Source organism: Burkholderia sp. KL41 (assembly GCF_057005415.2).
Genome location: NZ_CM174447.1, coordinates 3327182 through 3349306 on the forward strand (window position 1 = coordinate 3327182; position 22125 = coordinate 3349306).

At 66.8% G+C, this 22125-nt stretch carries 17 protein-coding genes; 11 read left to right on the forward strand and 6 right to left on the reverse strand.

The genetic code is table 11. The features are described from left to right. Positions 1–104: 104 nt before the first annotated feature. Positions 105–1826, reverse strand: coding sequence for a ubiquinone-dependent pyruvate dehydrogenase (gene poxB / locus PQB87_RS32360; RefSeq protein ID WP_059687241.1), 1722 nt, complete (start codon positions 1824–1826; stop codon positions 105–107). Between the two features lie 258 nt (positions 1827–2084). Next, positions 2085–2612, reverse strand: a complete 528-nt coding sequence (locus tag PQB87_RS32365; RefSeq protein WP_027789923.1) for an Lrp/AsnC family transcriptional regulator — start codon at positions 2610–2612, stop codon at positions 2085–2087. Positions 2613–2775: 163 nt separating this feature from the next. Between PQB87_RS32365 and mdeB the strand changes: the two genes are divergently transcribed. Then, positions 2776–5508: an alpha-ketoglutarate dehydrogenase gene (gene mdeB, locus PQB87_RS32370; protein ID WP_489243300.1), complete on the forward strand. Its 2733-nt coding sequence runs from the start codon at positions 2776–2778 to the stop codon at positions 5506–5508. Positions 5509–5622: 114 nt separating this feature from the next. Here the strand turns inward: mdeB and PQB87_RS32375 are convergent, their stop codons facing one another. Then, complete coding sequence (locus tag PQB87_RS32375) at positions 5623–6123, reverse strand: Lrp/AsnC family transcriptional regulator (protein WP_489243301.1); 501 nt, start codon at positions 6121–6123, stop codon at positions 5623–5625. A gap of 198 nt (positions 6124–6321) precedes the next feature. Here PQB87_RS32375 and PQB87_RS32380 point away from each other — a divergent pair, with 198 nt between their 5' ends. The 10 genes from PQB87_RS32380 (at position 6322) to PQB87_RS32425 (ending at position 19176) form a co-directional block, all read left to right on the forward strand. Beyond that, entirely contained in the window at positions 6322–7338 is a 1017-nt protein-coding gene (locus PQB87_RS32380; RefSeq protein ID WP_059687243.1) for a 1-aminocyclopropane-1-carboxylate deaminase, read from the forward strand. Between the two features lie 593 nt (positions 7339–7931). After that, positions 7932–9344: an undecaprenyl-phosphate glucose phosphotransferase gene (locus PQB87_RS32385; protein ID WP_489243302.1), complete on the forward strand. Its 1413-nt coding sequence runs from the start codon at positions 7932–7934 to the stop codon at positions 9342–9344. 52 nt (positions 9345–9396) lie between these two features. Continuing rightward, positions 9397–10548 (forward strand): polysaccharide biosynthesis/export family protein, encoded by a 1152-nt coding sequence (locus tag PQB87_RS32390; RefSeq protein ID WP_489243303.1) that lies wholly within the window; start codon positions 9397–9399, stop codon positions 10546–10548. Further along, complete coding sequence (locus tag PQB87_RS32395) at positions 10545–11042, forward strand: low molecular weight protein-tyrosine-phosphatase (RefSeq protein WP_489243304.1); 498 nt, start codon at positions 10545–10547, stop codon at positions 11040–11042. Before PQB87_RS32390 ends, PQB87_RS32395 begins: the two co-directional genes overlap by 4 nt. Beyond that, positions 11039–13336, forward strand: a complete 2298-nt coding sequence (locus PQB87_RS32400; RefSeq protein ID WP_489243305.1) for a polysaccharide biosynthesis tyrosine autokinase — start codon at positions 11039–11041, stop codon at positions 13334–13336. The genes PQB87_RS32395 and PQB87_RS32400 overlap by 4 nt, the downstream gene beginning before the upstream one ends. Then, positions 13333–14580 (forward strand): glycosyltransferase family 4 protein, encoded by a 1248-nt coding sequence (locus PQB87_RS32405; protein WP_489243306.1) that lies wholly within the window; start codon positions 13333–13335, stop codon positions 14578–14580. The genes PQB87_RS32400 and PQB87_RS32405 overlap by 4 nt, the downstream gene beginning before the upstream one ends. Beyond that, entirely contained in the window at positions 14577–15749 is a 1173-nt protein-coding gene (locus tag PQB87_RS32410) for a polysaccharide pyruvyl transferase family protein (protein WP_059687249.1), read from the forward strand. The genes PQB87_RS32405 and PQB87_RS32410 overlap by 4 nt, the downstream gene beginning before the upstream one ends. Then, entirely contained in the window at positions 15743–17035 is a 1293-nt protein-coding gene (locus PQB87_RS32415; RefSeq protein WP_489243307.1) for an oligosaccharide flippase family protein, read from the forward strand. The genes PQB87_RS32410 and PQB87_RS32415 overlap by 7 nt, the downstream gene beginning before the upstream one ends. After that, positions 17025–18146: a hypothetical protein gene (locus PQB87_RS32420; RefSeq protein WP_489243308.1), complete on the forward strand. Its 1122-nt coding sequence runs from the start codon at positions 17025–17027 to the stop codon at positions 18144–18146. Before PQB87_RS32415 ends, PQB87_RS32420 begins: the two co-directional genes overlap by 11 nt. Then, entirely contained in the window at positions 18139–19176 is a 1038-nt protein-coding gene (locus PQB87_RS32425) for an acyltransferase family protein (protein ID WP_489243309.1), read from the forward strand. The genes PQB87_RS32420 and PQB87_RS32425 overlap by 8 nt, the downstream gene beginning before the upstream one ends. A 248-nt stretch (positions 19177–19424) precedes the next feature. Here PQB87_RS32425 and PQB87_RS32430 read toward each other — a convergent pair whose 3' ends face one another. From PQB87_RS32430 to PQB87_RS32440, 3 genes are all read right to left on the reverse strand, one after another. Then, the gene (locus PQB87_RS32430; protein WP_174415121.1) at positions 19425–20540 is read right to left on the reverse strand and encodes a fimbrial protein; all 1116 of its coding nucleotides are present in this window, start codon (positions 20538–20540) and stop codon (positions 19425–19427) included. 175 nt (positions 20541–20715) lie between these two features. After that, entirely contained in the window at positions 20716–21705 is a 990-nt protein-coding gene (locus PQB87_RS32435) for a fimbrial protein (protein ID WP_489243310.1), read from the reverse strand. A gap of 140 nt (positions 21706–21845) precedes the next feature. Next, positions 21846–22100, reverse strand: a complete 255-nt coding sequence (locus PQB87_RS32440) for a FimD/PapC C-terminal domain-containing protein (RefSeq protein ID WP_489243311.1) — start codon at positions 22098–22100, stop codon at positions 21846–21848. Between the last annotated feature and the right edge of the window lie 25 nt (positions 22101–22125).

Below are 22125 nucleotides of genomic sequence, written 5' to 3' on the forward strand. Positions count from 1 at the left end.
ATTCTAGGAAACGCAAACTTAAGGCGACGTGAAGATTGACCCTGATTCCCCTGATCAATTCGTACCGGATCAACGGCCGACGCCCGCCCCGTGCGCGGCCCGTCTCATCGCAGGTTGGTTCTCGCCAGCTCGACGATCTCGTCGCCGCGCCCGCTGAGGATCGCGCGCAGCATGAACAGGCTGAAGCCCTTCGCATGCGCGAGTTCGATCTTCGGCGGCATCGCGAGCTCGTACTTCGACGTGACGACGTCGACGACGGCCGGCCCGTCATGCGCGAACGCCATGCGCAGCGCTTCCTCGACGTTCTCCGAGTGCTCGACCCGCACGCTGAAGATGCCCGCGCCCTTCGCGATCGCCGCGAAATCGGTCGGGCTCAGGTCGACGTTCGTGTCCAGATAGCCGGCCGCCTTCAGCTCCATCGACACGAAGCCGAGCAGGCTGTTGTTGTACACGACGATCTTGACCGGCAGCTTGAGCTGGCGTGCGGTGAGCAGGTCGCCGAGCAGCATCGACAGCCCGCCGTCGCCGGACAGCGACACCACCTGCCGCCCCGGATGCGCGCCCTGCGCACCGAGCGCCTGCGGCATCGCATTCGCCATCGAGCCGTGATTGAACGAACCGTGCAGTTGCCGCTTGCCGTTCATCGTCAGGTAGCGCGCGGCCCACAGCGTCGGCGTGCCGACGTCGGCCGTGAAGATCGCGTCCTCCGCCGCGACTTCGTCGACGATCTTCGTCAGGTATTGCGGATGAATCGCGCGGCCCGGCGGCTCGGCCACCGCGAGATCGTCGAGCCCCTTGCGCGCGGCCGCGTAGTGCTTCAGCGCATTCTCGAGGAAACGCCGCTGCGTCTTGCGCGTCAGGCGCGGCAGCAGCGCCGCGATCGTTTCCTTCACGGTGCCGACGAGGCCGAGCGCGAGCGGTGCGCGATGGCCGAGCTGCGAGCCTTTCCAGTCGATCTGCGCGATCTTCGCGTTCGACGGATAGAACGGCCGGTACGGGAAATCCGTGCCGAGCATCAGCAGCGTGTCGCACGATTCCATCGCGTGATAGCCCGAGCTGAAGCCGATCAGCCCCGTCATCCCGACGTCGAACGGGTTGTCCCATTCGACGAACTGCTTGCCGCGCAGCGCATGCACGACCGGCGCGCCGAGCGTGTCGGCCAGCGCGACCACCTCGTCGTGCGCGCCCTGCGTGCCGCTGCCGCACAGCAGCGTGACCGCGTCGGACGCGTTGAGCAGCGCCGCGAGCCGGTCGAGATCGGCGTCGGCCGGCAGGATCGACGGAGGCGCCGATTCGCTCCATGCCGGCGCTTCGTCCGGGCCGTCGCCCAGCGCGATGTCGCCCGGCAGCACGATCACCGCGACGCCGCGCTCGTCGATCGCGGTGCGCATCGCGCGCGCGAGCACGCGCGGGAACTGCGATGCGTTCGTCACGAGTTCGGCGAAATGGCTGCACTCGCGGAACAGCTCCTGCGGATGCGTTTCCTGGAAGTAGCCGAGGCCGATCTCGGTCGACGGGATGTGCGCGGCGATCGCGAGCACCGGCTGATGATTGCGGTGGCAGTCGTAGAGGCCGTTGATCAGGTGCAGGTTGCCGGGGCCGCAACTGCCCGCGCACACCGCGAGCCGCCCGGTCGACGCGGCATCCGCGCCGGCCGCGAACGCGGCGCTTTCCTCGTGCCGCGTATGCATCCAGCGGATCGAGCCGATCTGGCTCAAGCTGAACGACAGGCCGTTCAGGCTGTCGCCCGTCACGCCCCAGATACGCTCGACGCCCGCTGCCGCCAGCGTCTTCGCCAGGTATTCCGCCATCGTCTGTCTAGCCATCATGCCCTCGCTCGTTGATCGGTCGTCACACGATTGATCCGGCAACGGCGGCCGCCGTTGCCGCTGACGGGACGAGCATACGCGATCGTGCCGCGCGGCGTCGTGAAGACGCAAGCGCCCTGCACGCCGCCGCGGCAGCGATCCGTCGTGCCGCACGCGGCCCCTTTCGACGGCGTCGGGCAATCGTCGGCGCTTTGTCATGGTTGCCGACTGCAGCCGGCGGCCGGAAACCGGGCAGGCGCGCCTGCGGCTCCCCGCTCAGCTCCAGTCGGATGCCGCCTCGTCCGGATCGACGAGCGTCAGTCCGGACGCCGGCAACGGCAGCGCGGTCTTGTAGCGCACCTGCTTCAGCGCGAAGCTCGACCGGATGTTCGATACGCCGGGGATCGTCGTCAGGCGCTCGATGATGAAACGCTCGAGCGTGCGCATGTCGGGCATCACGACGCGCAGCAGGTAGTCGGCGTCGCCCGACATCAGGTAGCACTCCATCACCTCGGGCCGCTGCGAGATCGCTTCCTCGAAGCGCTGCAGCGCGTCCTCGACCTGCTTCTCGAGGCTGACCTGGATGAACACGTTGATCCGCAGCCCGAGCGGCTCGGGGTCGAGCAGCGTGACCTGCTGCCGGAACAACCCGAGCTTCTCCAGCGCGCGCACGCGGTTGAAGCACGGCGTGGCCGACAGGTTCACCGCACGCGCGAGTTCCGCGTTCGTGATCCGCGCGTTCTGCTGCAGCTGGTTCAGGATGCCGATGTCGATGCGGTCGAGCCGCCGCGGGTTTGAACTCATGGTCGAAATATTCCGGAAGAGTGGCCACAACTGGAATATTTACACTATCGGCGCGCGAAATCCCAATGAAATCAGACGCATATTTTGCGGATCGGCGGGTAGCATGATCCGACCGATTGCCACTGATGCGCGCCGCTCTGAACCGGCGCGCGGGAGACCTGCGATGACGGACCTGTCGAACGGTATCGACGCCACGCGGCGCGCGGGCGGCGCTCACGCCGACACCGACCCTGAAGAAACCGCCGAATGGCTGGAGGCGCTCGACGCCGTCGTCGCGCACGTCGGCAAGGAGCGCGCCCAGTACCTGCTCGGCCGGCTCGCCGCGCACGCGCACACCCGCGGGCTCGCGGCGCCGCGCGGCCCGGTCACGCCGTACGTGAACACGATCGCCGCGCACGAGCAGCCGCCCTATCCGGGCGACGCCGATCTCGAGGAACGGCTGTCCGCCGCGCTGCGCTGGAACGCGCTCGCGATGGTCGTGCGCGCGAACCGTGCGTACGGCGAGCTCGGCGGCCACATCGCGAGCTACGCGTCGGCATCCGACCTGTTCGAAGTCGGCTTCAACCACTTCTTCCGCGCGGCGCCGGCCGGCGCGGGCGATGAAAGCGGCCCGGGCGGCGATCTCGTGTACTTCCAGCCGCATTCGTCGCCGGGCGTCTATGCACGTGCGTATCTCGAAGGTTTTCTCGGCGAGGATCACCTCACGCACTATCGCCGTGAAATCACCGGGCCCGGGCTGTGCTCGTATCCGCACCCGTGGCTGATGCCCGACTTCTGGCAGTTCCCGACCGGCTCGATGGGCATCGGCCCGATCAACGCGATCTACCAGGCGCGCTTCATGCGCTACCTGCAGCATCGCGGCCTCGCGAACACCGCGGGCCGCACCGTGTGGGGCTTCTTCGGCGACGGCGAGATGGACGAACCCGAATCGCTCGGCGCGCTGTCGCTCGCCGCGCGCGAGGGGCTCGACAACCTCGTGTTCGTGATCAACTGCAACCTGCAGCGGCTCGACGGCCCGGTGCGCGGCAACGGCCGCGTGATCGACGAACTCGAGGCGCAATTCGCGGGTGCCGGCTGGAACACGATCAAGGTGCTGTGGGGCTCCGACTGGGATCCGCTGTTCGCGCGCGACCACGCCGGCGCACTCGCACGCGCATTCGCCCATACCGTCGACGGGCAGTTCCAGACCTTCTCCGCGAACGACGGCGCATACAACCGCGCGCGCTTCTTCAGCCAGGACCCTGCGCTCGAAGCGCTCGCCGCGCAGCTCACCGACGCGGAGATCGACCGCCTGCGCCGCGGCGGCCACGACGCGCGCAAGCTGCACGCCGCGTATGCGCGTGCGCTCGCGCACCGCGGCCAGCCGACGGTGATCCTCGCGAAGACGATGAAGGGATACGGGATGGGTGCGGCCGGCCAGGGCCGGATGACGACCCATCAGCAGAAGAAGCTCGACGTCGACGATCTGAAGGCGTTTCGCGACCGCTTCCGGTTGCCGCTGTCGGACAGCGACGTCGAGCAGTTGACGTTTTACAAGCCAGCGGAAGACAGCCCGGAAATGCGTTACCTGCATGCCCGCCGGGCTGCCCTGGGAGGCTATCTGCCCAGAAGGCGGATGGCGGCATCGAAGGGGCTGACCGTCCCTTCGATGCCGGCCTGGGGTGCGTTCGCGCTGGATGCGGCCGGCCGCGAGATGTCGACGACGATGGCGCTCGTGCGCATGCTTGCCGCGCTGATCAAGGATCGCGAGCTCGGCCCGCGCGTCGTGCCGATCGTCGCCGACGAAGCGCGCACGTTCGGCATGGCGAGCCTGTTCCGGCAGGTCGGCATCTACTCGCCGCTCGGCCAGCGCTACGAGCCGGAGGATCTCGGCTCGATGCTCTATTACCGCGAGGACACGCGCGGCCAGATTCTCGAGGAAGGTATTTCGGAAGCGGGTGCGATCTCGTCGTGGATCGCCGCCGCGACGTCGTACAGCGTGCACGACCTGCCGATGCTGCCGTTCTACATCTACTACTCGATGTTCGGCTTCCAGCGCATCGGCGACCTGATCTGGGCCGCCGCCGACCAGCGCTCGCGCGGCTTCCTCGTCGGCGCGACGTCCGGGCGCACGACGCTCGGCGGCGAGGGGTTGCAGCACCAGGACGGCAGCAGCCATCTCGCCGCATCGACGATTCCGAACTGCCGCGCGTACGATCCGGCGTTTGCGTACGAAGTCGCGACGATCGTCGATGCGGGCATGCGCGAGATGGTCGAGCAGCAGCGCGACGTGTTCTATTACGTGACGGTGACGAACGAGAACTACGCGCAGCCTTCGATGCCCGGCGGCGATGCGCAAGCCTTGCGCGAAGGAATCCTGAGCGGGATGTATCCGCTGGCGGCGGAATCGCATGCGACGGCGCGGGTGCAATTGCTCGGCGCGGGCGCGATCCTCGGCGAAGTCATCGCCGCGCAACGCATGCTGAAGGAAGACTGGGGCATCGATGCGGCCGTGTGGAGCGTCACGAGCTTCACCGAACTGCAGCGCGACGGGATGGAGGCCGAGCGTCGCGCGCGGCTCGACGACGACCACCCGCACGCCATGCCGCATGTCACCGGCGCGCTCGGCGCGACGCGCGGGCCCGTGATCGCCGCGACCGACTATGTGCGCGCGGTGCCCGAACTGATCCGCGCGTACGTGCCGCGTCGCTACGTGACGCTGGGTACCGACGGATTCGGCCGCAGCGACACGCGCGATGCGCTGCGCGCGTTCTTCGAGGTCGATCGTGCAAGCATCGTGCTCGCGGCGCTGAAGGCGCTGGCGGACGAGCACGAGATCGCCCCGGCCATCGTGCGGGCCGCGCGCGAACGCTACCGGCACGACACATCGCCGGATACGCCGCCCTGGCAACGCTGACGCAAAAACGCCGCGCGACCTGCGCGGCGTTTTTGCATGGATCGGCCGTTGCATGTCGTGACCACCGACGGTCATTGATGCCTCGCGCTCCACACCGCCCGCCGCCGAACCGCACTACACCGGTAACGCGTGCGTCGACAGAATCTCCTTGAGCACCATGAACGAGCGCACCTGCCGCACGCCCGGCAGATAGATCAGCTGCTCCGCATGCAGCCGGTTGAAGCTCTCGTTGTCGCGCGTGCGCACCAGCATGAAGTAGTCGAACTCGCCGGTCACGACGTGGCATTCGACGCATCCCGACACCTTCTGCGCGGCCTTCTCGAACGCGGCGAACGCCTCCGGGGTCGAGCGGTCGAGCACGAAGCCGATCACGACGAGCATGCCGGCCCCGAGCGGCTTCGGGTCGAGCAGCGCGACGATCCCGCGAATCATCCCCATCTCCTTGAGCCGCTCGACGCTCCGCAGGCACGCCGGCGCGCTCAGCTTCACCTTCGCGGCGAGGCTCACGTTCGAGATCGACGCGTCCTGCTGAAGCTGCCTGAGGATCGCGCGATCGATGCGGTCGAGCGCGGGCGCCGCGTCGGCCGGCGCCGCGGCATTTCTACTTAATTTCATTGCGTCACTCTCCATTTCTTCGATCCGTAATTGCTTCTACATCGCCTGATTCATTATCAACGTAGGCCGATGGTATTTATTTCGCAAGCTTATTTCGTGCGCGCTTGCCTATCATTTTTCCATCGGGAGGCCGCGCGCCGGCACTTCCCGAACGAGCTGCTTCCCGTACCCATCCTGCCTTTCCGGAGACCCGAGTCGATGAACCTGCAACGTTTCCCCCGTTATCCGCTGACGTTCGGCCCGACCCCGATCCAGCCGCTCAAGCGCCTGAGTGCGCACCTCGGCGGCAAGGTCGAGCTGTATGCGAAACGCGAGGACTGCAACAGCGGCCTCGCGTTCGGCGGCAACAAGACCCGCAAGCTCGAATACCTGATCCCCGACGCGCTTGCGCAGGGCGCCGACACGCTCGTATCGATCGGCGGCGTCCAGTCGAACCAGACGCGCCAGGTCGCGGCCGTCGCTGCGCATCTCGGAATGAAATGCGTGCTCGTGCAGGAGCACTGGGTCAACTACGACGACCCCGTGTACGACCGGGTCGGCAACATCCAGCTGTCGCGCATGATGGGCGCCGACGTGCGGCTCGTGGCGGACGGCTTCGACATCGGCATTCGCCGCAGTTGGGAAGACGCGATGGAAAGCGTGCGGCAGGCGGGCGGCAAACCGTATCCGGTGCCGGCCGGCTGCTCCGAGCATCCGCTCGGCGGGCTCGGCTTCGTCGGCTTCGCCGAAGAAGTGCGCGCGCAGGAAGCGCAGCTCGGTTTCAAGTTCGACTACATCGTCGTGTGCTCGGTGACGGGCAGCACGCAGGCGGGGATGGTGGTCGGCTTCGCGGCCGACGGGCGCGCGAACCGCGTGATCGGCATCGACGCGTCGGCGACACCGGAAAAGACCCATGCGCAGATCACGCGCATCGCGCGGCATACCGCTGAAATCGTCGAACTCGGGCGCCGCATCGACGAACAGGACGTCGTGCTCGACACGCGTTATGCCGGCCCGGAATACGGCCTGCCGAACGACGGCACGCTGGAAGCGATCCGGCTGTGCGCGCGGCTCGAAGGCGTGCTGACCGATCCCGTCTATGAAGGGAAATCGATGCACGGGATGATCGACAAGGTGCGCAACGGAGAATTCGAGCCGGGGTCGAAGGTGCTGTATGCGCATCTCGGCGGGGTGCCGGCGTTGAGTGCGTATGCGGAGATTTTCCGCAACGGGTGACGCCCGAGCGATCGCGATCCGGCGCGCCCGCGTGCGCGCCGTCACGGTGCCGGCCCGGTCGACTTTGTCGACATCGGGGCGGCGCCGTTTCTTCGTTGTGACGCGTCCTGCGTCCTTTGGCTGCCGCTTGCCCCGTCCCATCGCGGTGCGCCGCCGCTTTCACGCCCTCCCCAGCCGCTTCGCACGCGGCATCCCCCGTTTCCTCCACGCTGACCACCGCCTGCATCGGACGGGACTTGTCCGTCAAAAAAAATTGACGATGTGACGCGCTCCCAAATCATTCGTACCTGTACCAAGCCTTACGCGTCCCATTTAGTAAGCGTTCTATTTAAATCACCTCCCTGCTTACCGAAAATTGAAACAGTTGAGTCGATTGCAACGTTTCGCAAGCATTCGCCCGCAATAGCAAGGCCAGAACCGCCGATGCACGCGCGCAACCGGCCGACAAATCAGGCGCCGTCGTCGTCCATCGATTGCCCATCCCATGCACTGCAAGACCGCCGCCCCTCGGCCCGACCCGGGGGTGGCAGCGCATCGCCATCGAAAACGCACGACGCACCGCCCATCCGACCAATCGAAAGGGGCAGGGGTATATGGATACGCCATTCGAAATCCGGCAAGCACAGGTGTCGCCCATCGCGGGGGGATCGTTCGCACGCGTGTCCGACGTCGCGCTGATCTCGACCGGCGCACTGGCCGCGGCGCTGGTGCTGCCCGATACGGGCACCGATCGCTCGCCCGAACTGGCTGCCGTTGCCTGCGCGGCGACGTTCGCGCTGATGCTGTTCCCCGCGTTCGGCATCTACCGGATGCCGGACGGTCGGCCGAAACGCCGAGCGGCGTTCCGCACCGCACTCGCGTGGCTGCTCGCGCAAGGCTGCGCCGCGCTCGTGATGCGCACGCTGGCGCCCGAGTCGAGCATTCCGGCGAACTGGTACCTGGTCTGGACGGCCGCAAGCGGCGCCGCGCTCTGCGTGTCGCGGCTCGTCGCCGGTCGCACGCTCGGGCGGATCGGGCATCCGCCCGCGGGCGGCTACCCGGTCGCGATCGTCGGCACCGGCGCCCATTGCGACGCGGTGCGCGACCGGATCGCGCGGATGCCGTCGGCAGGATTCCGCGCCGCCGCCACATTCGATCCCGACCATGCTCGCCCCGATGGCCACGCCGACGTCCCGCACTTCGATGCGCTTGACGCGTTCGCGCAGCACGTACGCGCGCACGCGATTCCCGAGGTCTGGCTCGCGCTGCCGATCGGCGACACGCGCACCGTGATGGCCGTGATCGACGCGTTCCGCAACGATCTCGTCAACATCCGGCTCATGCCCGACGTCAGCACGATGACGATGTTCGACGGCGGCATGGTCGACCTCGTCGGCGCGCCGGCGATCAATCTCGTCGCGTCGCCGTTGTCGTCCCGCGCGCTGCTTCAGAAGGCCGTTTTCGATCGCCTGTTCGCGGCCGCGGTGCTGATCGGCACGGCGCCGCTGCTGCTCGCGATCGCGACGGCGGTGCGGCTCTCCTCGAAGGGCCCTGCGTTGTTCCGGCAGCAGCGCCAGGGCGCGAACGGCAACACCTTCACGATCCTCAAGTTCCGCACGATGCGGCTGCACGACGACGGCCATGAAGTGCGGCAGGCCACGCGGGGCGATCCCCGCATCACGCGCATCGGCGCATTCCTGCGCCGCACGAGCCTCGACGAACTGCCGCAGTTCGTCAACGTGCTGCGCGGCGAGATGTCCGTCGTCGGGCCGCGCCCGCACGCGCTCCAGCACGACAACCTGTATCAGCCGATCGTCGACGGCTACATCCACCGCTATCGCGTGAAGCCGGGCATCACGGGCTGGGCGCAGATCAACGGGCTGCGCGGCGAAACCGACTCGATCGAGAAGATGCAGCGCCGCGTCGAGGCCGATCTCCATTACCTGCGCAACTGGTCGTTCTCGCTCGACATGCGGATCGTCTCGGCCACCGTTCTGCGCGGCTGGGTGCATCACAACGCGTACTGACCTGCACGCAACGCGCGCCTTTCGAAGCGCCGCCCATCACTAAGGATAACTGATGACGAACCCGACACCCGATCGATCCGATACCGCCCATCCGCGTTGCATGCGTTTGCTGCTGGCCATGGCCGCGAGCGTCACGCTGTCGGCCTGCGTTCTCGCGCCCGGCATGCGGATGAGCCCGCCGTCCGACACGACAGACGCGCACGCCGCCAGCGGTGCCCCCGCGTTCCGGATCACGCCGATCGATGCCGGCCTGATTCGCGAACTCGACGCGCAATCGGCGAGCCGGCAAACCGGGCAGTCCGATCGGCTTGCCGCATCGCCCGGCCCATACCGGATCGGCCCCGGCGACGTATTGCAGATCACCGTGTGGGACCACCCCGAACTCGCGGCGTCGCAAGGCCCCGCGCCGCAGAACGCGCCGCGCGCGGCGGATCCGGCATCCGGCTTCGTCGTCGATCCGAAAGGCAACGTGTCGTTCCCGTTCGCGGGCGCCGTGCACGTCGCGGGGTTGACCGCCGACGCCGCGCAGGCGCGGATCGTCGCCGCGCTGTCGCGCGTGTATCGCGGCCCGCAGGTGACGTTGCGCGTCGCGTCGTTCCGCTCGCAGCAGGTCTACATCGACGGCGAGGTTCGCACGCCGGGCGCCCAGCCCGTCAACGACGTACCGATGACGCTGTACGAGGCGCTGGGCCGCTCGGGCGGCCTCAGTCCGGCCGCCGACCAGAGCCGCATGACGCTGGTGCGCGACGGCGTGACCTATCCGCTCGACCTGAGCCGGATGCTGCGCAACGGCCGCAATCCGGCCGACGTCGTGCTCGCCGCCGGCGATCTTCTTCACGTGCCGGCCCGCAGCGACTACGGCGTGTACGTGATGGGCGAAGTCAACAAGCCATCGCTCGCGGTGCCGCTGCGCGACGGGCGCCTGACGCTGTCCGACGCGCTGTCCCAGGCCGGCAGCGTGAACGCCGGCACGGCCGACGCGGCTCAGATGTTCGTGATCCGCGGCTCGGGCACGGACAGCCCGCAAGTGTTCCACCTCGACGCGCGCTCGCCGGTGTCGATGGTGCTCGCGAACGAGTTCGAGCTGCAGCCGAAAGACATCGTCTATGTCGACGGCAACGGCCTCGTGCGCTTCAGCCGCGTGCTCAGCCTGCTGCTGCCGGGCGTCAATACCAGCGCCACCGCGGCGCTCGCCGTCAAATGAGCGCGATCTCCACGCTGCTCGTCGTGTGCATCGGCAACGTCTGCCGCAGCCCGATTGCCGAAGCGCTGTTGCGCGCGCGGCTGCCGGGCGTCGACGTGCAATCGGCAGGCCTCGGCCCGCGCGACGGCCAGCCGGCCGATCCGCATGCGGTCGACCTGATGCGCGAGCGCGGCCTCGACATCGCCGCGCACCGCGCGCGCCGCGTGCCACCCGGGCTCGCGATGCGCGCCGACCTGATCCTGACGATGGACGCCGACCAGCAACAGCGGCTCGAACGCCGCCTGCCGGCGATGCGCGGCCGCGTGTTCCTGCTCGGCATGCCCGGTCCGTCCACCGGCCGTGCGCAAGGCTTCGACATCCCCGATCCCTACCTGGGCCCGCGCGCGTCGTTCGAGCACAGCCTGCGGCTCATCGAATGCGGCGTCGACGCATGGTGCGCGCGCATCGCACCGGCCGCCCCTACCACGCTTGCCCTTTCCGATTCGAACCGATGACATCCACACCTTCCCACGAGCATGCGCCCGACCGCGACGCCGAACTCGATCTCGCCGGCGCGATCGACGTGCTCGTTTCCCGGCGCTGGCTGATCGCCGCCGTCACCGCAGCCTGCATGGGTGCGGGCACGCTGTACGCGTTCCTCGCACCGCGCCAGTACCAGGCCGACATCATGGTGCAGGTCGAGGACAGCGGCGACACGTCGGCCGCGAAGAGCGCACTCGGCGACGTGTCGTCGCTGTTCGACATCAAGTCGAGCGCTGCAGCCGAAGCGCAGATTCTCGCGTCGCGGCTCGTCGTCACGCGTGCGGTCGACGAGCTGCGCAGCTACATCGTCGTGCAGCCGAAGCGCTTCCCGGTCGTCGGCGAATTCGTGTCGCGCTTCAACACGGGAATCGCACGCCCCGGCCTGCTGGGCATCGGCGGCTATGCGTGGGGCGCCGAGCGCGCCGAACTGGCGCGCTTCGACGTGCCGAAACCGCTGGAGGGCGAGCGTTTCGAACTCGTGCTGCTCGACGGCGGACGCTACCGTCTGACAGGCGGCGCACTGAGCGCGCCGGTCATGGGCACGATCGGTCGTCCCGAGACGATTCCGACCACGTACGGCCCGATCGCCGTAGACGTCACCCGCATCGATGCGCATCCGGGCACCCGCTTCACGCTCGTGCGCGAATCGCGTGCCGGCACGATCGACGCGCTGCGCCGCGGGCTCGACGTCCAGGAAAAGATCAAGCAATCGGGCGTGATCGTCGCGACGCTGCGCGGCGCCGACCCGCAACACGCGCAGGCTCAGTTGCAGGCCGTCGCGAGCCACTACGTGCGCCAGCACATCGAGCGCAAGTCCGCCGACGCCGCGCAATCGCTCGCGTTCCTCAACGCGCAGTTGCCGGTGCTCAAGAAGCAGTTGCAGGACGCCGAACAGCGCTACACCGACATGCGCAATGCGAACGGCGCGATCGACCTCGATGAGGAAGCGAAGCTGATGCTTCAGCAATCGGCCGATGCGAAAACGCGCCGGCTCGAACTGGAGCAGAAGCGCGACGCGATGAGTGCGCGCTTCGCGCCGGGTCACCCCGACATGATCGCGCTCGACGCGCAGATTGCGACGCTCGCGCGCGAACAGCAGTCGTTCGAACGTCAGGTCGGCCGCCTGCCCGACCTGCAGCAGAACGCCGTGCGCCTGATGCTCGACGTGAAGGTCGACACCGATCTCTACACGGCGCTGCTCGCCAACGCGCAGCAGCTCGAACTGGTCAAGGCCGGCAAGACCGGCAGCGTCCGGCTCGTCGACACGCCCATCGCACCCGAAGACCCGGTGCGCCCGAACCGGCCCGTCGTGATCGCGGCCGCCGCGCTGCTCGGTTTCGCGCTCGGCATCGCACTCGCGTTCGTGCGCGACTATCTGTTCGGCGGCGTGCGCAGCGCCGACGAGATCGAGCGGCCGCTCGGCATCGACGTCTATGCGACCGTTCCGGCATCGTCCGGCCAGCGACAGGTCGCCCGGCGCAGCGCGCAACGGCTGCCGGGGCCGCACCTGCTGAGCGTGCTCCACCCGCACGACCCGGCGGTCGAGAGCCTGCGCAGCCTGCGCACCGCGCTGCGCTTCGCGATGCAGCGCGCGCGCAACAACGTGCTGCTGCTGACGGGCCCCGTGCCCGGCGCCGGCAAGTCGTTCGTTGCGTCGAACTTCGCGGCGCTGCTGGCCGCCAACGGCGAGCGCGTGCTGCTCGTCGACGGCGACCTGCGCCGCGGCTACCTGCACGATGCGCTCGGCGTCGGGCGCGAGCCGGGCCTTGGCGACCTGCTGTCCGGCACCGCGACGCAGGACGAGGCGATCCGCCGCGACGTGATCCCCAACCTCGACTTCATCCCGACCGGCACCCTCCCCGAACACCCGTCGGAACTGCTCGTCGACGAGCGTGTCGGCGCGCTGCTCGACACGCTGTCGGCCCGCTACGACCGCGTCGTGATCGATACCGCGCCGATCCTCGCCGTCACCGACGCCGTCGTGCTCGGCCGCCATGCGGGCACCGTGCTGCTCGCGGCCCGCGCGGCGTCGACGCGTGTGGCCGAACTCGGCGAGGCGATTCGGCGTCTCGCGCACAACGGCGTCGATGCGAGCGGCGTGCTGCTCAACGGCGTCGATCCGCGCTCGGGCCGCTACGGTTCGCGCTACGGCGCGTATCGCTACACCGAGTATCGCTACACGCCACCGCGTCGCGGCATCACGTCGTCGATCGGACAGTCGCTGCGCTCGCGCGTCGCGCGCTTCCGGCGAGGAGCACCGCGATGAACGATCTTCGACACCTCGAACGCCGGGCCGCTGGTGAAGCAACGCGCCCCGCCGCATCGCCAGCGGCCGGCACATCCGTCCCGTCGCGCGCGCCCCGCATTCGACCGCTTCGTGTCGCACTCGTCGTCGAGGCGGCGGGCGGCGGCGTGGCCGTCCACCTTGCCGACCTGATCGACGGACTGAGCAAAACCGGCGGCGTCGAACTTCACCTGATCGTGCCGCGCGGCCCGCGCTTCGACGGCACGATCCTCGATGCGCGCGTGCTGTCGCTGTGCGCGAGCGTGCACCACGTACCCATGTATCGCGCCCTCGGCTGGCACGACGCATGGGCCGTCGCGCACGTATACCGATGCCTGCTGCGGATTCGCCCCGACATCGTGCACAGCCACAGTTCGAAGGCCGGCGCAGTCGCACGTCTGTGCATCGGCCCGTGGCGGCACGTGTACACCCCGCACGCGATCTACACGCTCAACCCGACCCTGGGCAGCCTGCAACGCCGCGTGTACGGCACGATCGAAGCGTTGCTCGGCCACTTCCGCTCGCACCGGATCGTCGCCGTCTCGCGCGACGAAGCGCGGCATCTGCACGACGCGCTCGGCATCCCCGCACATCGCGTCGCAACGATCTGCAACGGTGTCGCGGCGCCCGCGACGCTGCCGCGCCGCACCGCGCGGCAGGCGCTGGGCCTCCCGGACGACGCGATCGTCGTCGGCTTCGTCGGGCGCCTCAGCCACCAGAAAGGCGTCGACCGGCTCGTGCGGATCGCGCGCGGCGTCTATCGCCAGTGCGGCCTCGACGTGCGTTTCGCCGCGATCGGCCCCGGCGACTTTGCGACCGCGGCCGGCCCCGAGGCCGACGACGTGCCGCCCAATCTTCACGTCGTCGGCCCGGTCGATCGCGCCAGCCGCTATTTCTCCGCATTCGACCTGTTCGCACTGCCGAGCCGCTATGAAGGGTTTCCTTACGTGTGCCTCGAAGCGATGGCCGCCCGGGTGCCGATCGTCGCATCGCGCGTCGCGGGCGTGACCGAACTGGTCGAAGGACACGCGATCGGCGAAGTCGTGCCGAACGATGACGACACGACGCAATTCGCCCGCACCGTCGTCGCGCTCGCCCGCGACGCAGCGCGACGTGACGCCATGCGCGACCACTGCGCGGCGACGCTCGACCATTTCTCCGCCGCGACGATGGTCCGGCGCACGCACGACCTGTATCGCGTACTCGTTCAAGGACACCTCGCATGACTTCCTCTCCCCACGTCGCGCTGCTGCACGCGTACAGCGCCGGAAACGCCGGCGACGGCCTGCTGGTCGACCTGTCCGTCTCGCTGCTGCGGGAGGCCTTCGGCGACGCGACACGCGTGTCGATCGTCGCCGCCGATCCCGCATCGTTTGCCGGCCACGACGACGTGCGCCCGGCCCCCGTGCTCGCCGGTAGCGGCTGGCGCCGGCTGGCCGCCGCTGCCGGCGCCGCGCTGCATGTCCACACGAACCGCGGGCTGCGCCCGCTCGGCCACCTGCTCGAGCAGGCCGACCTGATCGTCGGCGTCGGCGGCGGCTACCTGCGCGCGCGCAATCCGCTCGAGGCGCTCAAGCTCGAAGCCGGGCACCTGCTGCAGATGCGCGCCGCGCACGCGTCGGGCAAGCCGGCCGTGTATCTGCCGCAAAGCATCGGGCCCACGCTGTCGGCGGGCCCGGTCGGCGCGCACCTGCGCTCGCTGCTTGCCGCGTTCGACACGGTGTTCGTGCGTGACGACCGTTCCGCGGCCTTCCTTGCCGAGAATCCGAATACGCGGCGCGCCCCCGATCTCGCGGTCCTCGATTTCGAACATCGCCGCGACGCGATCCTGCAACGCGCGGCGCGCACGGATGGCGACGTGCGGCACGTGGCGTTCGTGCTGCGCCGCGCGCCCGCATGGTCCGCCGCGCAACGCGCACGCTACGACGCGTCGATCCGGCAGCTCGTCGAACAGGCGAGCGCATCATGCCGCGTAAGCTTCGCGGTGCAGAGCACCGGACGCGGCAACGACGATCTCGCGTACTACCAGCGCCTCGGCATCCGCGATGCACTGGTACCGCTCAGGACGCTGCTCGAGCACGACCGGCCCGACGTCACGGTGTCGGTGAGGCTGCACGGCGCGCTCGAATCGATCCTGCATGGCGTGCCGGCATTCCACGTCAGCTACGAGCGCAAGGGCTTCGGCGCCTATGCGGACATGCGGCTCGACGACTGGGTCGTCAACGGCGCGCACTTCGATCCCGCGTCCGTCGCCGACACGATCTTCGCGCCCGGCGCGACAGCCGCGTTCTGGGACGCCGCGCAAACCGGCTTCGCCCGCATTCGCGCGGCCCGCCTGCGCGTGATCGATACGTTGCGCGCCGCGCTCGATACCGGCACGGGTGAACGATGCTGACGCGCCTGTTCCTGCGGATCTCGGCACTCGGCCTGAAATTCGCGCTCGCGATCGTCGTCGCGCGCACGCTCGGCTTCGACGCGATCGCCGCGTACGGGCTGGCGGTCGCCGCGTCGGTGATCGCGTCGAAAGTGCTGGGACTCGGCTTCAGCCCCGAACTCAACCGGCGCCTGAGCGAGGCCAACCCGCTTCCGGCCATCGGCAACATGCGCCGGCTGTGCGTCGCCTATGGCGCGCTCTACCTGTTGCTTGCCATCGCGCTTGCCGTGGCGACACTGAACGATGCCCCCGCCGCGCTGCTCGCGCGGTTCGGGCTGCCGGCGCCGCTCGCGTGGAGCGTGCTGCTCGTCGCGCTGTCCGAACATGCGGCGTTCGAGGCGAACGGATGGCTGTTCTCGCTGCACCAGCCGCGTGCCGCGTCGCTGCTGCTGTTCGCGCGCACCGGCGCGTGGGCCGGTATCGCGTGCGCGGGGCTGCTCACGGGCGTCGTGCCATCGATCGAAACGGTGTTCGCGATCTGGGTCGTGACCAACGTATTTGCCGTGATCGCGTCCCTGCGCCGGATCGATGCGTTCGCGCACCGCGCGCGCGGCATCCGTTCCCCCGGAAGTGTGGTGGATTCGGGTGGCATGTTCCCGGTCTGGTTTCACGGGCTGCCTTTCTACGCGGCCGGCATACTTCTCGTGGTGCTGCAATACGCGGAACGCTTCATCGCCGGCAGCCTTGTGGACGCCGACGTGCTCGGCCAGTACGTATTCGCCTGGTCGATCGCCAATGCGGTGCAGACGATTGCGTTCGCGACGGTCGTCGCGACGGCCGGCCCGCGCTTCGTGCGTACGCTGGCCGATACGCCCGGCGCGTTTCTGCTCCAGGTTCGCCGCGCGGCGGCAGCCAGCGTGGCCGTGACGTTGCTCGCATCGGCGGCCATCGCCGTCGTGTACCGCGACCTGTTCGCCTACGCGCACGTGCCGGCGGACGCCGGCCATGCCGCGCTGCTCGCGGTGCTGCTCGCATCGTTCGTCCTGCGCGCGGCGGCAGATGTCCTGTGGACCGCGGCCATCGCGCTGCGTGGCGGCGCCGTCGTGCTGGCCGCGTTGACGGCGATCGCGCTGCTGTATCCGCCGGTTGCGTTGCATCTGATCGCGCGCGGCGGCGTCATGGGCGCCGCGCTTGCCCATCTGGCAACCGGCGTCGCGGTCGCAGCGATGCTCGCGCTGAGCGTCGGACGACTCGCGCGCCGGCATCGACGCATCCTGCCCGCCACGGAGCCGCATCATGCTGGATAAGCTGCTTTGCGCGGGCCCGCGGCTCAGCCGCGGCCTGATACGCGCGATCGTCGCGCTGGCCGTGCTGGCTTACTGGGGCATCTATGCGAAAGCCGGTGCGTTTCTGCCCGAATTCATCTTCCGCGATGCGGAGAAGATCCAGAGCCAGATCGGCGGCGCCAGCACCTACGAAGGTACGTCGTTCGATGCGGTCGCACGGCTCTATGCCGCGCTCGGCGCAACCGGTACGCATCTGTTCGTCGCCGCGGTCGGCGCGCTCTGCATCGGGTGCGTACTCGGCCAGGGCAGACGCATCGGCTCGATGGCAGCCTGCATGGTGCTGCTCGCGCCGTGTGTGTTCTTCAACCTGTTCGTCGCGAGCAAGGACACGCTCGTCGTGCTGATGGCCATCGTGCTCGCGCGGATCGCGCAGCGCCGCACCGCGCTCGTCGCGATCGCGGCCGCCGTCATGCTGTATGGCGCCTATGCAGCCTTTGTACGCAGCTATTTCGCGTTGATTCCCGCGATCGCGTTCGGCGTGCTGCTGTTCCGGCAGGGTGCCTGGCCGCGCAGGATCGTGCTGATGCTGGCCGTGGTACTGGCGATCTTCCTGCTGCCGAACGATGTGTATTACCTGCTGCAGCATCCGCGCGACATGGCGGCCGACTACCTCGCATATGGCTCGCCGTTCGGCGCTCGCACCAGTTTCAACAACCCCGCCGAACCGGTTTCGTTCGTCGCGTTCTGCGTCAACTACCTGTACGCCGTGCTACGCCTGAATCTGCCGGTGCTGTTTTCTCCCGGGCCGAAGGAAATCGCGATGCAGGTGTTCGTGTGGATCGCGCTGGCCGCCGTGTGGCGCCGTGCGCGGGGCGATGACGGTCCCGGCCGCGAGGTGCTTGCCGCCCTCGTCATCGGGCATGTCGCCGTATCGATGCTGTTCGAGCCCGATCTCGGCAGCTATACGCGCCATTTGTCGAGCGTGTCGTTGCTTTGCGCGGTGCAATTCGCGGGGGGCTCGCGCGTGGCGCGTGGGCCGGGGCGGAGATCCGGTGCGATCGACATCGCCGCCGGCCACCGCGACCGTCAAGCGGTGTCGCGAGCGGCCTCGTCCGGAGATCGCCATGCGTGACACCGTGCACCAACGCGCGTTCTTCCCCAATATCCAGGCCGCCCGGGCCTTCGCTGCCCTCGCGGTGGTTGCCTATCACATGCACGTGCTGCCGTTCGGCGAGGCCGGCGTCGACGTCTTCTTCGTGATCAGCGGGTTCATCATGTCGTGGGTCGCGCCGAACGAAGGCCGTGCGTTCTTCCGCAAGCGCCTGATCCGGATCGTGCCGCTCTACTGGGTCACGACGCTCGGCATCTACGCGATCGCCGTGCTGCGCCCGCACTGGCTGAACACGACGACAGCCGCGCCCGAATACCTCATCAAATCGCTGCTGTTCGTGCCTTACGTCAAGGAAAACGGTCATTGGGGCCCGCTGAACCTGAACGGCTGGACCCTCGAGTACGAGATGCTGTTCTATCTCGCCGTTGCGGCAAGCCTCTGGATCGTTCGCGCACGCCGCGCGACTGCATTCGCGGCGCTGATGCTCACGTCGCTTTGCCTGTGGGCGGCAATCGATGGCACGCCTGGCACCGTCGCCCACCATCTCGGGCAACCGTTCGTGCTGGAGTTCGGCCTGGGTGTCCTGGCGTACCGGGTCCTGCAAACCGGAATCGTGCGCCGAATCGCCGCGCCGGCTTGGGCCTTCGCAGCAATCGGCGCCGTCGTGGCGATTCCGTTATCTCATGCCGCGTACGGCACACCACAAGCGTTCGCGCGTATTGGGCTGTGGGGCATGCCGGCATGCGTGCTGATCGTCTCGCTGGTCGCGCTCGACATGCTGAACCGGACGATCTCGAACCGCATCGTGGCTTCGCTCGGAGCCGCCAGTTATTCGATCTATCTGATCCATCCGTATGTGATCGGGGCCGCCGAGAAGATCGTCGACGTGCGCGCGAATCTTCACACATGGCCCGGCGTCGCTACCGCGTGCGCAATGCTCGGCGTGATCTGCCTGTCCGGACAGGTTGGCCATATCTGGATTGAACGGCCGATCGTGTCAGTATTGAATCGATGGCTCCGACAGTCGCGCTTCTCGAAGCGTTCTCCGTAATTGCCCCCGAAACGTCGTATTCCCGCGCCGCGTCTGCCTGAACCAGCTCGAAACCGATTCGGCGACCAGTGCGCTTTCGCCCGGTTCGTCGGATGAGTGCCACCCAGGGGCTACCCCAATGCCGTTCGTCGATCGTTAGGGGCCGACTTGCAGTGCCCCCGTCGAAGCTGCCGCTGTTCCAACGCCAACATCCTGTCAGGACCTTCCCGCTCCGGACAGGACGCCTTCGCGGGTCACAGCCAAGGCCGTCACTGGTAAGAGAATGTGATCGTGCTTTGCGCGGCAACCGATCCCGGTGTGATCGTTGTCCCGGTCTTGGCGTACTTGGCCACGAACGAAAGCCCAACCACGCCGTTCGATCCGGCCGTACCGACATACCATTGGTTGGCATTTCCGTTCGCCGCCGAATCCGGCCCATAGCTGACAGGCGTCGTTTCATTCTCGCGGTAGATCCGAATGCCGACACCGCTGGCCGTCGAACCGGCTCCAAGGCTCAGCGTATCGGTCGAATTCAGGGGATTCGAAGCGTCCGTCATCGTCGCGTAGACCTTCACGCCCGAATCGCACTGCAATCCGAGCGAGAAAGGAGAAGACGAACCTTCCGACACGCCATTCGGATCCTGACTGCCTATGCTGTAAATCGATACCTGCGGCAGCAAAACGGACTGCTTCGCACCGTTCGTCAGATTGCAAGACCCGGCTTTCACGGTAACGGTCCCGTTGATTCCCAGACCTGTACTAAGCAGTTCCTTTGCCGTCGATTTCTGCTTGATATAAGCAGTTGGGTTCACTCTGATCGAATAGCTCCCGGACTTCACCCGCCCAGTGGCGACCAAGGTAGCCCTGAGTTGCAACGAAATGAAAAGGCTCCCGACCGATGGTTCATTCAGCGTCCCGATATTCTGCTCTGCGGATGCAATCGGGATCCAATCGCCAGTATTTTTTAATCTGCCCGCCATGGCAATCCCAATACCCGGCACGCCGCTTTCCCAGACAACGTGCTCGACTCCGTTTTGCGTATAACTAACGGCAGTCTTTTTGACCGTATCAGGAATGGAAATAATACCCACGACTCCCGATCTATCATTGCAAGTCAGGCTGGTATCAATCTGCAATAGACCGAAGCTCAAGGATTTATCGGTCGCTCCGGAAGAGACCGCCGTTCCAGGCACCATTGCATCTTGCGCACCGGAAATCGTTTGCGCAGGAAATGTTATTGCCGTGCTACCACTTCCCGACCAGCAGATCGCATGAGAGGCAGTCGAAAACGCCGTAAGTAAAAAAAGCAATAATATGCGTATTGGCATCATTTTTCCCAGGAAAGCGGTGAAACGAATCGAGGACGCACATCGAACAGCAATCATTTGACGTTGACGGTCATTCCACCCCGTTCACAGCTCACCGCCTGTCGCTCGTACGCCAGTTCCTTACTCCGTGGCTTCAACGTATAGCCGACCGTGAATGACCACCCCGGCGCGTGGCGATGCCGCTCTGGTCCTCGATGCGAGCCAGCTTTCGGCAGTCCGGAAGCGCGCCCGCTTATTGATAGCTCATGGTGAACGTGGCGGCGCCATCCGCCTTGCCAGGCGATACGGTGGAAGACGTTCGCACATAGCGAGCCTTGAACGGAACGGTCACGTCGACATTGCCGAAACTCCCGATGCTCCATTGATTCGGATTGCCTGCCGCCGCAGAGTCCGGACCGTAACTGACCAGCGTGTCATCCGAACCACGCAGTATCTGAATGCCGAAGCCTTTGGCTTTCGAGCCGGCCGCAAGGGAGAGCGTATCGGACTCGTTAGCGGGATTTGCCGAGTCCGTCATCGTCATGAACATTTTCGTCGACGTGCCCGGATTCCCACCAGAGCACTTGAGACGCACTTCGAAGGATTTTGGCGATGACGTTGCACCGACGTTTTTCAGATCACCGGTTAATGCCTTCCCGAGATCGACCGATATATTCTTGGTCAACACATTGCAGGTCGGCACTTTTGGAATGATATTTATCGAACCATTCGTCACGATTGAACGAACTTTCTTTTCATGCGCAACCAGATAAGTCATACCGATCTCTCCACTCAAGACGCCTGCCGCTGTGATATCGCCAGTTTTTACGAGCTCAATCGTAAAATCCGATGCCCCGTCCAGGTTCCACACAGTAGTGGTCCCGGTAGTCGATTGCGGCCACCACTGATCCGTATTGATACCGCCTTTTATTCTAAGCCCCACCCCGGAAACTGGCGTGGGATACGTGCTGTATTTCCCCGGAGCAACGCCTGCCGGTCCGAAATAACCGACTTGGCCAACGACAGAGTCGCATGTCGCCTTTCCTCCCAATCCAGTTGACGTCCCCGATGCCGTGAAGATCACCGTTCCCTCAGCGATATTGGGATCAAATGCAGGTGGAGAGAATTTCGGCAGCGTGATGACGAGATGATCCACGACTACGTTATCGCTTCTTTTGACCGTGCATTTCGCATGGGCAAAATTTGACAAGAGAACCAAAATCAAAAAACCGATGAATTTCATTTTTCCGTGTCCATGGTTGATTGCGTGTTTTCCGGCTTTCCAAAGCTCGTCGTAGTCGTGGGCCGCACGATGCGCGGCCCGTACAAGCGGTTATTCCCGAGCGGGAAGTGGCGGAAATCAGCACGCGCGCCGAATGACGCTCACTTGACGCTGGTGACCGTCCCGGCGCGTACACAACTCGCTGCCTGTCGCTCGTACGCCAGTTCCTTGTTCTGCGGCTTCAGCGCGTAGCCGATCGTGCATTGCTTGTCGCCCCAGCTCACGTCGATGCTGCCCTGGTCTGCGACACCGAACACCAGCAACCGCGACTGGTTGTCCACCATGCCGAGCAGCTTGCCCTTCGCGTCGTACGCCTGCGCGCCGAATGGCACCTTGCCGCCTTCGTCCGTACTCAACTCGAACTGCACGCGCCGGCCCGAC

What these genes read in the sequence shown, in the direction of transcription:
- poxB (WP_059687241.1), bottom strand. Translation starts at nt 1,826, where the DNA reads ATGGCTAGACAGACGATGGCGGAATACCTGGCGAAGACGCTGGCGGCA.
- PQB87_RS32365 (WP_027789923.1), bottom strand. Translation starts at nt 2,612, where the DNA reads ATGAGTTCAAACCCGCGGCGGCTCGACCGCATCGACATCGGCATCCTG.
- mdeB (WP_489243300.1), top strand. Translation starts at nt 2,776, where the DNA reads ATGACGGACCTGTCGAACGGTATCGACGCCACGCGGCGCGCGGGCGGC.
- PQB87_RS32375 (WP_489243301.1), bottom strand. Translation starts at nt 6,123, where the DNA reads ATGAAATTAAGTAGAAATGCCGCGGCGCCGGCCGACGCGGCGCCCGCG.
- PQB87_RS32380 (WP_059687243.1), top strand. Translation starts at nt 6,322, where the DNA reads ATGAACCTGCAACGTTTCCCCCGTTATCCGCTGACGTTCGGCCCGACC.
- PQB87_RS32385 (WP_489243302.1), top strand. Translation starts at nt 7,932, where the DNA reads ATGGATACGCCATTCGAAATCCGGCAAGCACAGGTGTCGCCCATCGCG.
- PQB87_RS32390 (WP_489243303.1), top strand. Translation starts at nt 9,397, where the DNA reads ATGACGAACCCGACACCCGATCGATCCGATACCGCCCATCCGCGTTGC.
- PQB87_RS32395 (WP_489243304.1), top strand. Translation starts at nt 10,545, where the DNA reads ATGAGCGCGATCTCCACGCTGCTCGTCGTGTGCATCGGCAACGTCTGC.
- PQB87_RS32400 (WP_489243305.1), top strand. Translation starts at nt 11,039, where the DNA reads ATGACATCCACACCTTCCCACGAGCATGCGCCCGACCGCGACGCCGAA.
- PQB87_RS32405 (WP_489243306.1), top strand. Translation starts at nt 13,333, where the DNA reads ATGAACGATCTTCGACACCTCGAACGCCGGGCCGCTGGTGAAGCAACG.
- PQB87_RS32410 (WP_059687249.1), top strand. Translation starts at nt 14,577, where the DNA reads ATGACTTCCTCTCCCCACGTCGCGCTGCTGCACGCGTACAGCGCCGGA.
- PQB87_RS32415 (WP_489243307.1), top strand. Translation starts at nt 15,743, where the DNA reads ATGCTGACGCGCCTGTTCCTGCGGATCTCGGCACTCGGCCTGAAATTC.
- PQB87_RS32420 (WP_489243308.1), top strand. Translation starts at nt 17,025, where the DNA reads ATGCTGGATAAGCTGCTTTGCGCGGGCCCGCGGCTCAGCCGCGGCCTG.
- PQB87_RS32425 (WP_489243309.1), top strand. Translation starts at nt 18,139, where the DNA reads ATGCGTGACACCGTGCACCAACGCGCGTTCTTCCCCAATATCCAGGCC.
- PQB87_RS32430 (WP_174415121.1), bottom strand. Translation starts at nt 20,540, where the DNA reads ATGATTGCTGTTCGATGTGCGTCCTCGATTCGTTTCACCGCTTTCCTG.
- PQB87_RS32435 (WP_489243310.1), bottom strand. Translation starts at nt 21,705, where the DNA reads ATGAAATTCATCGGTTTTTTGATTTTGGTTCTCTTGTCAAATTTTGCC.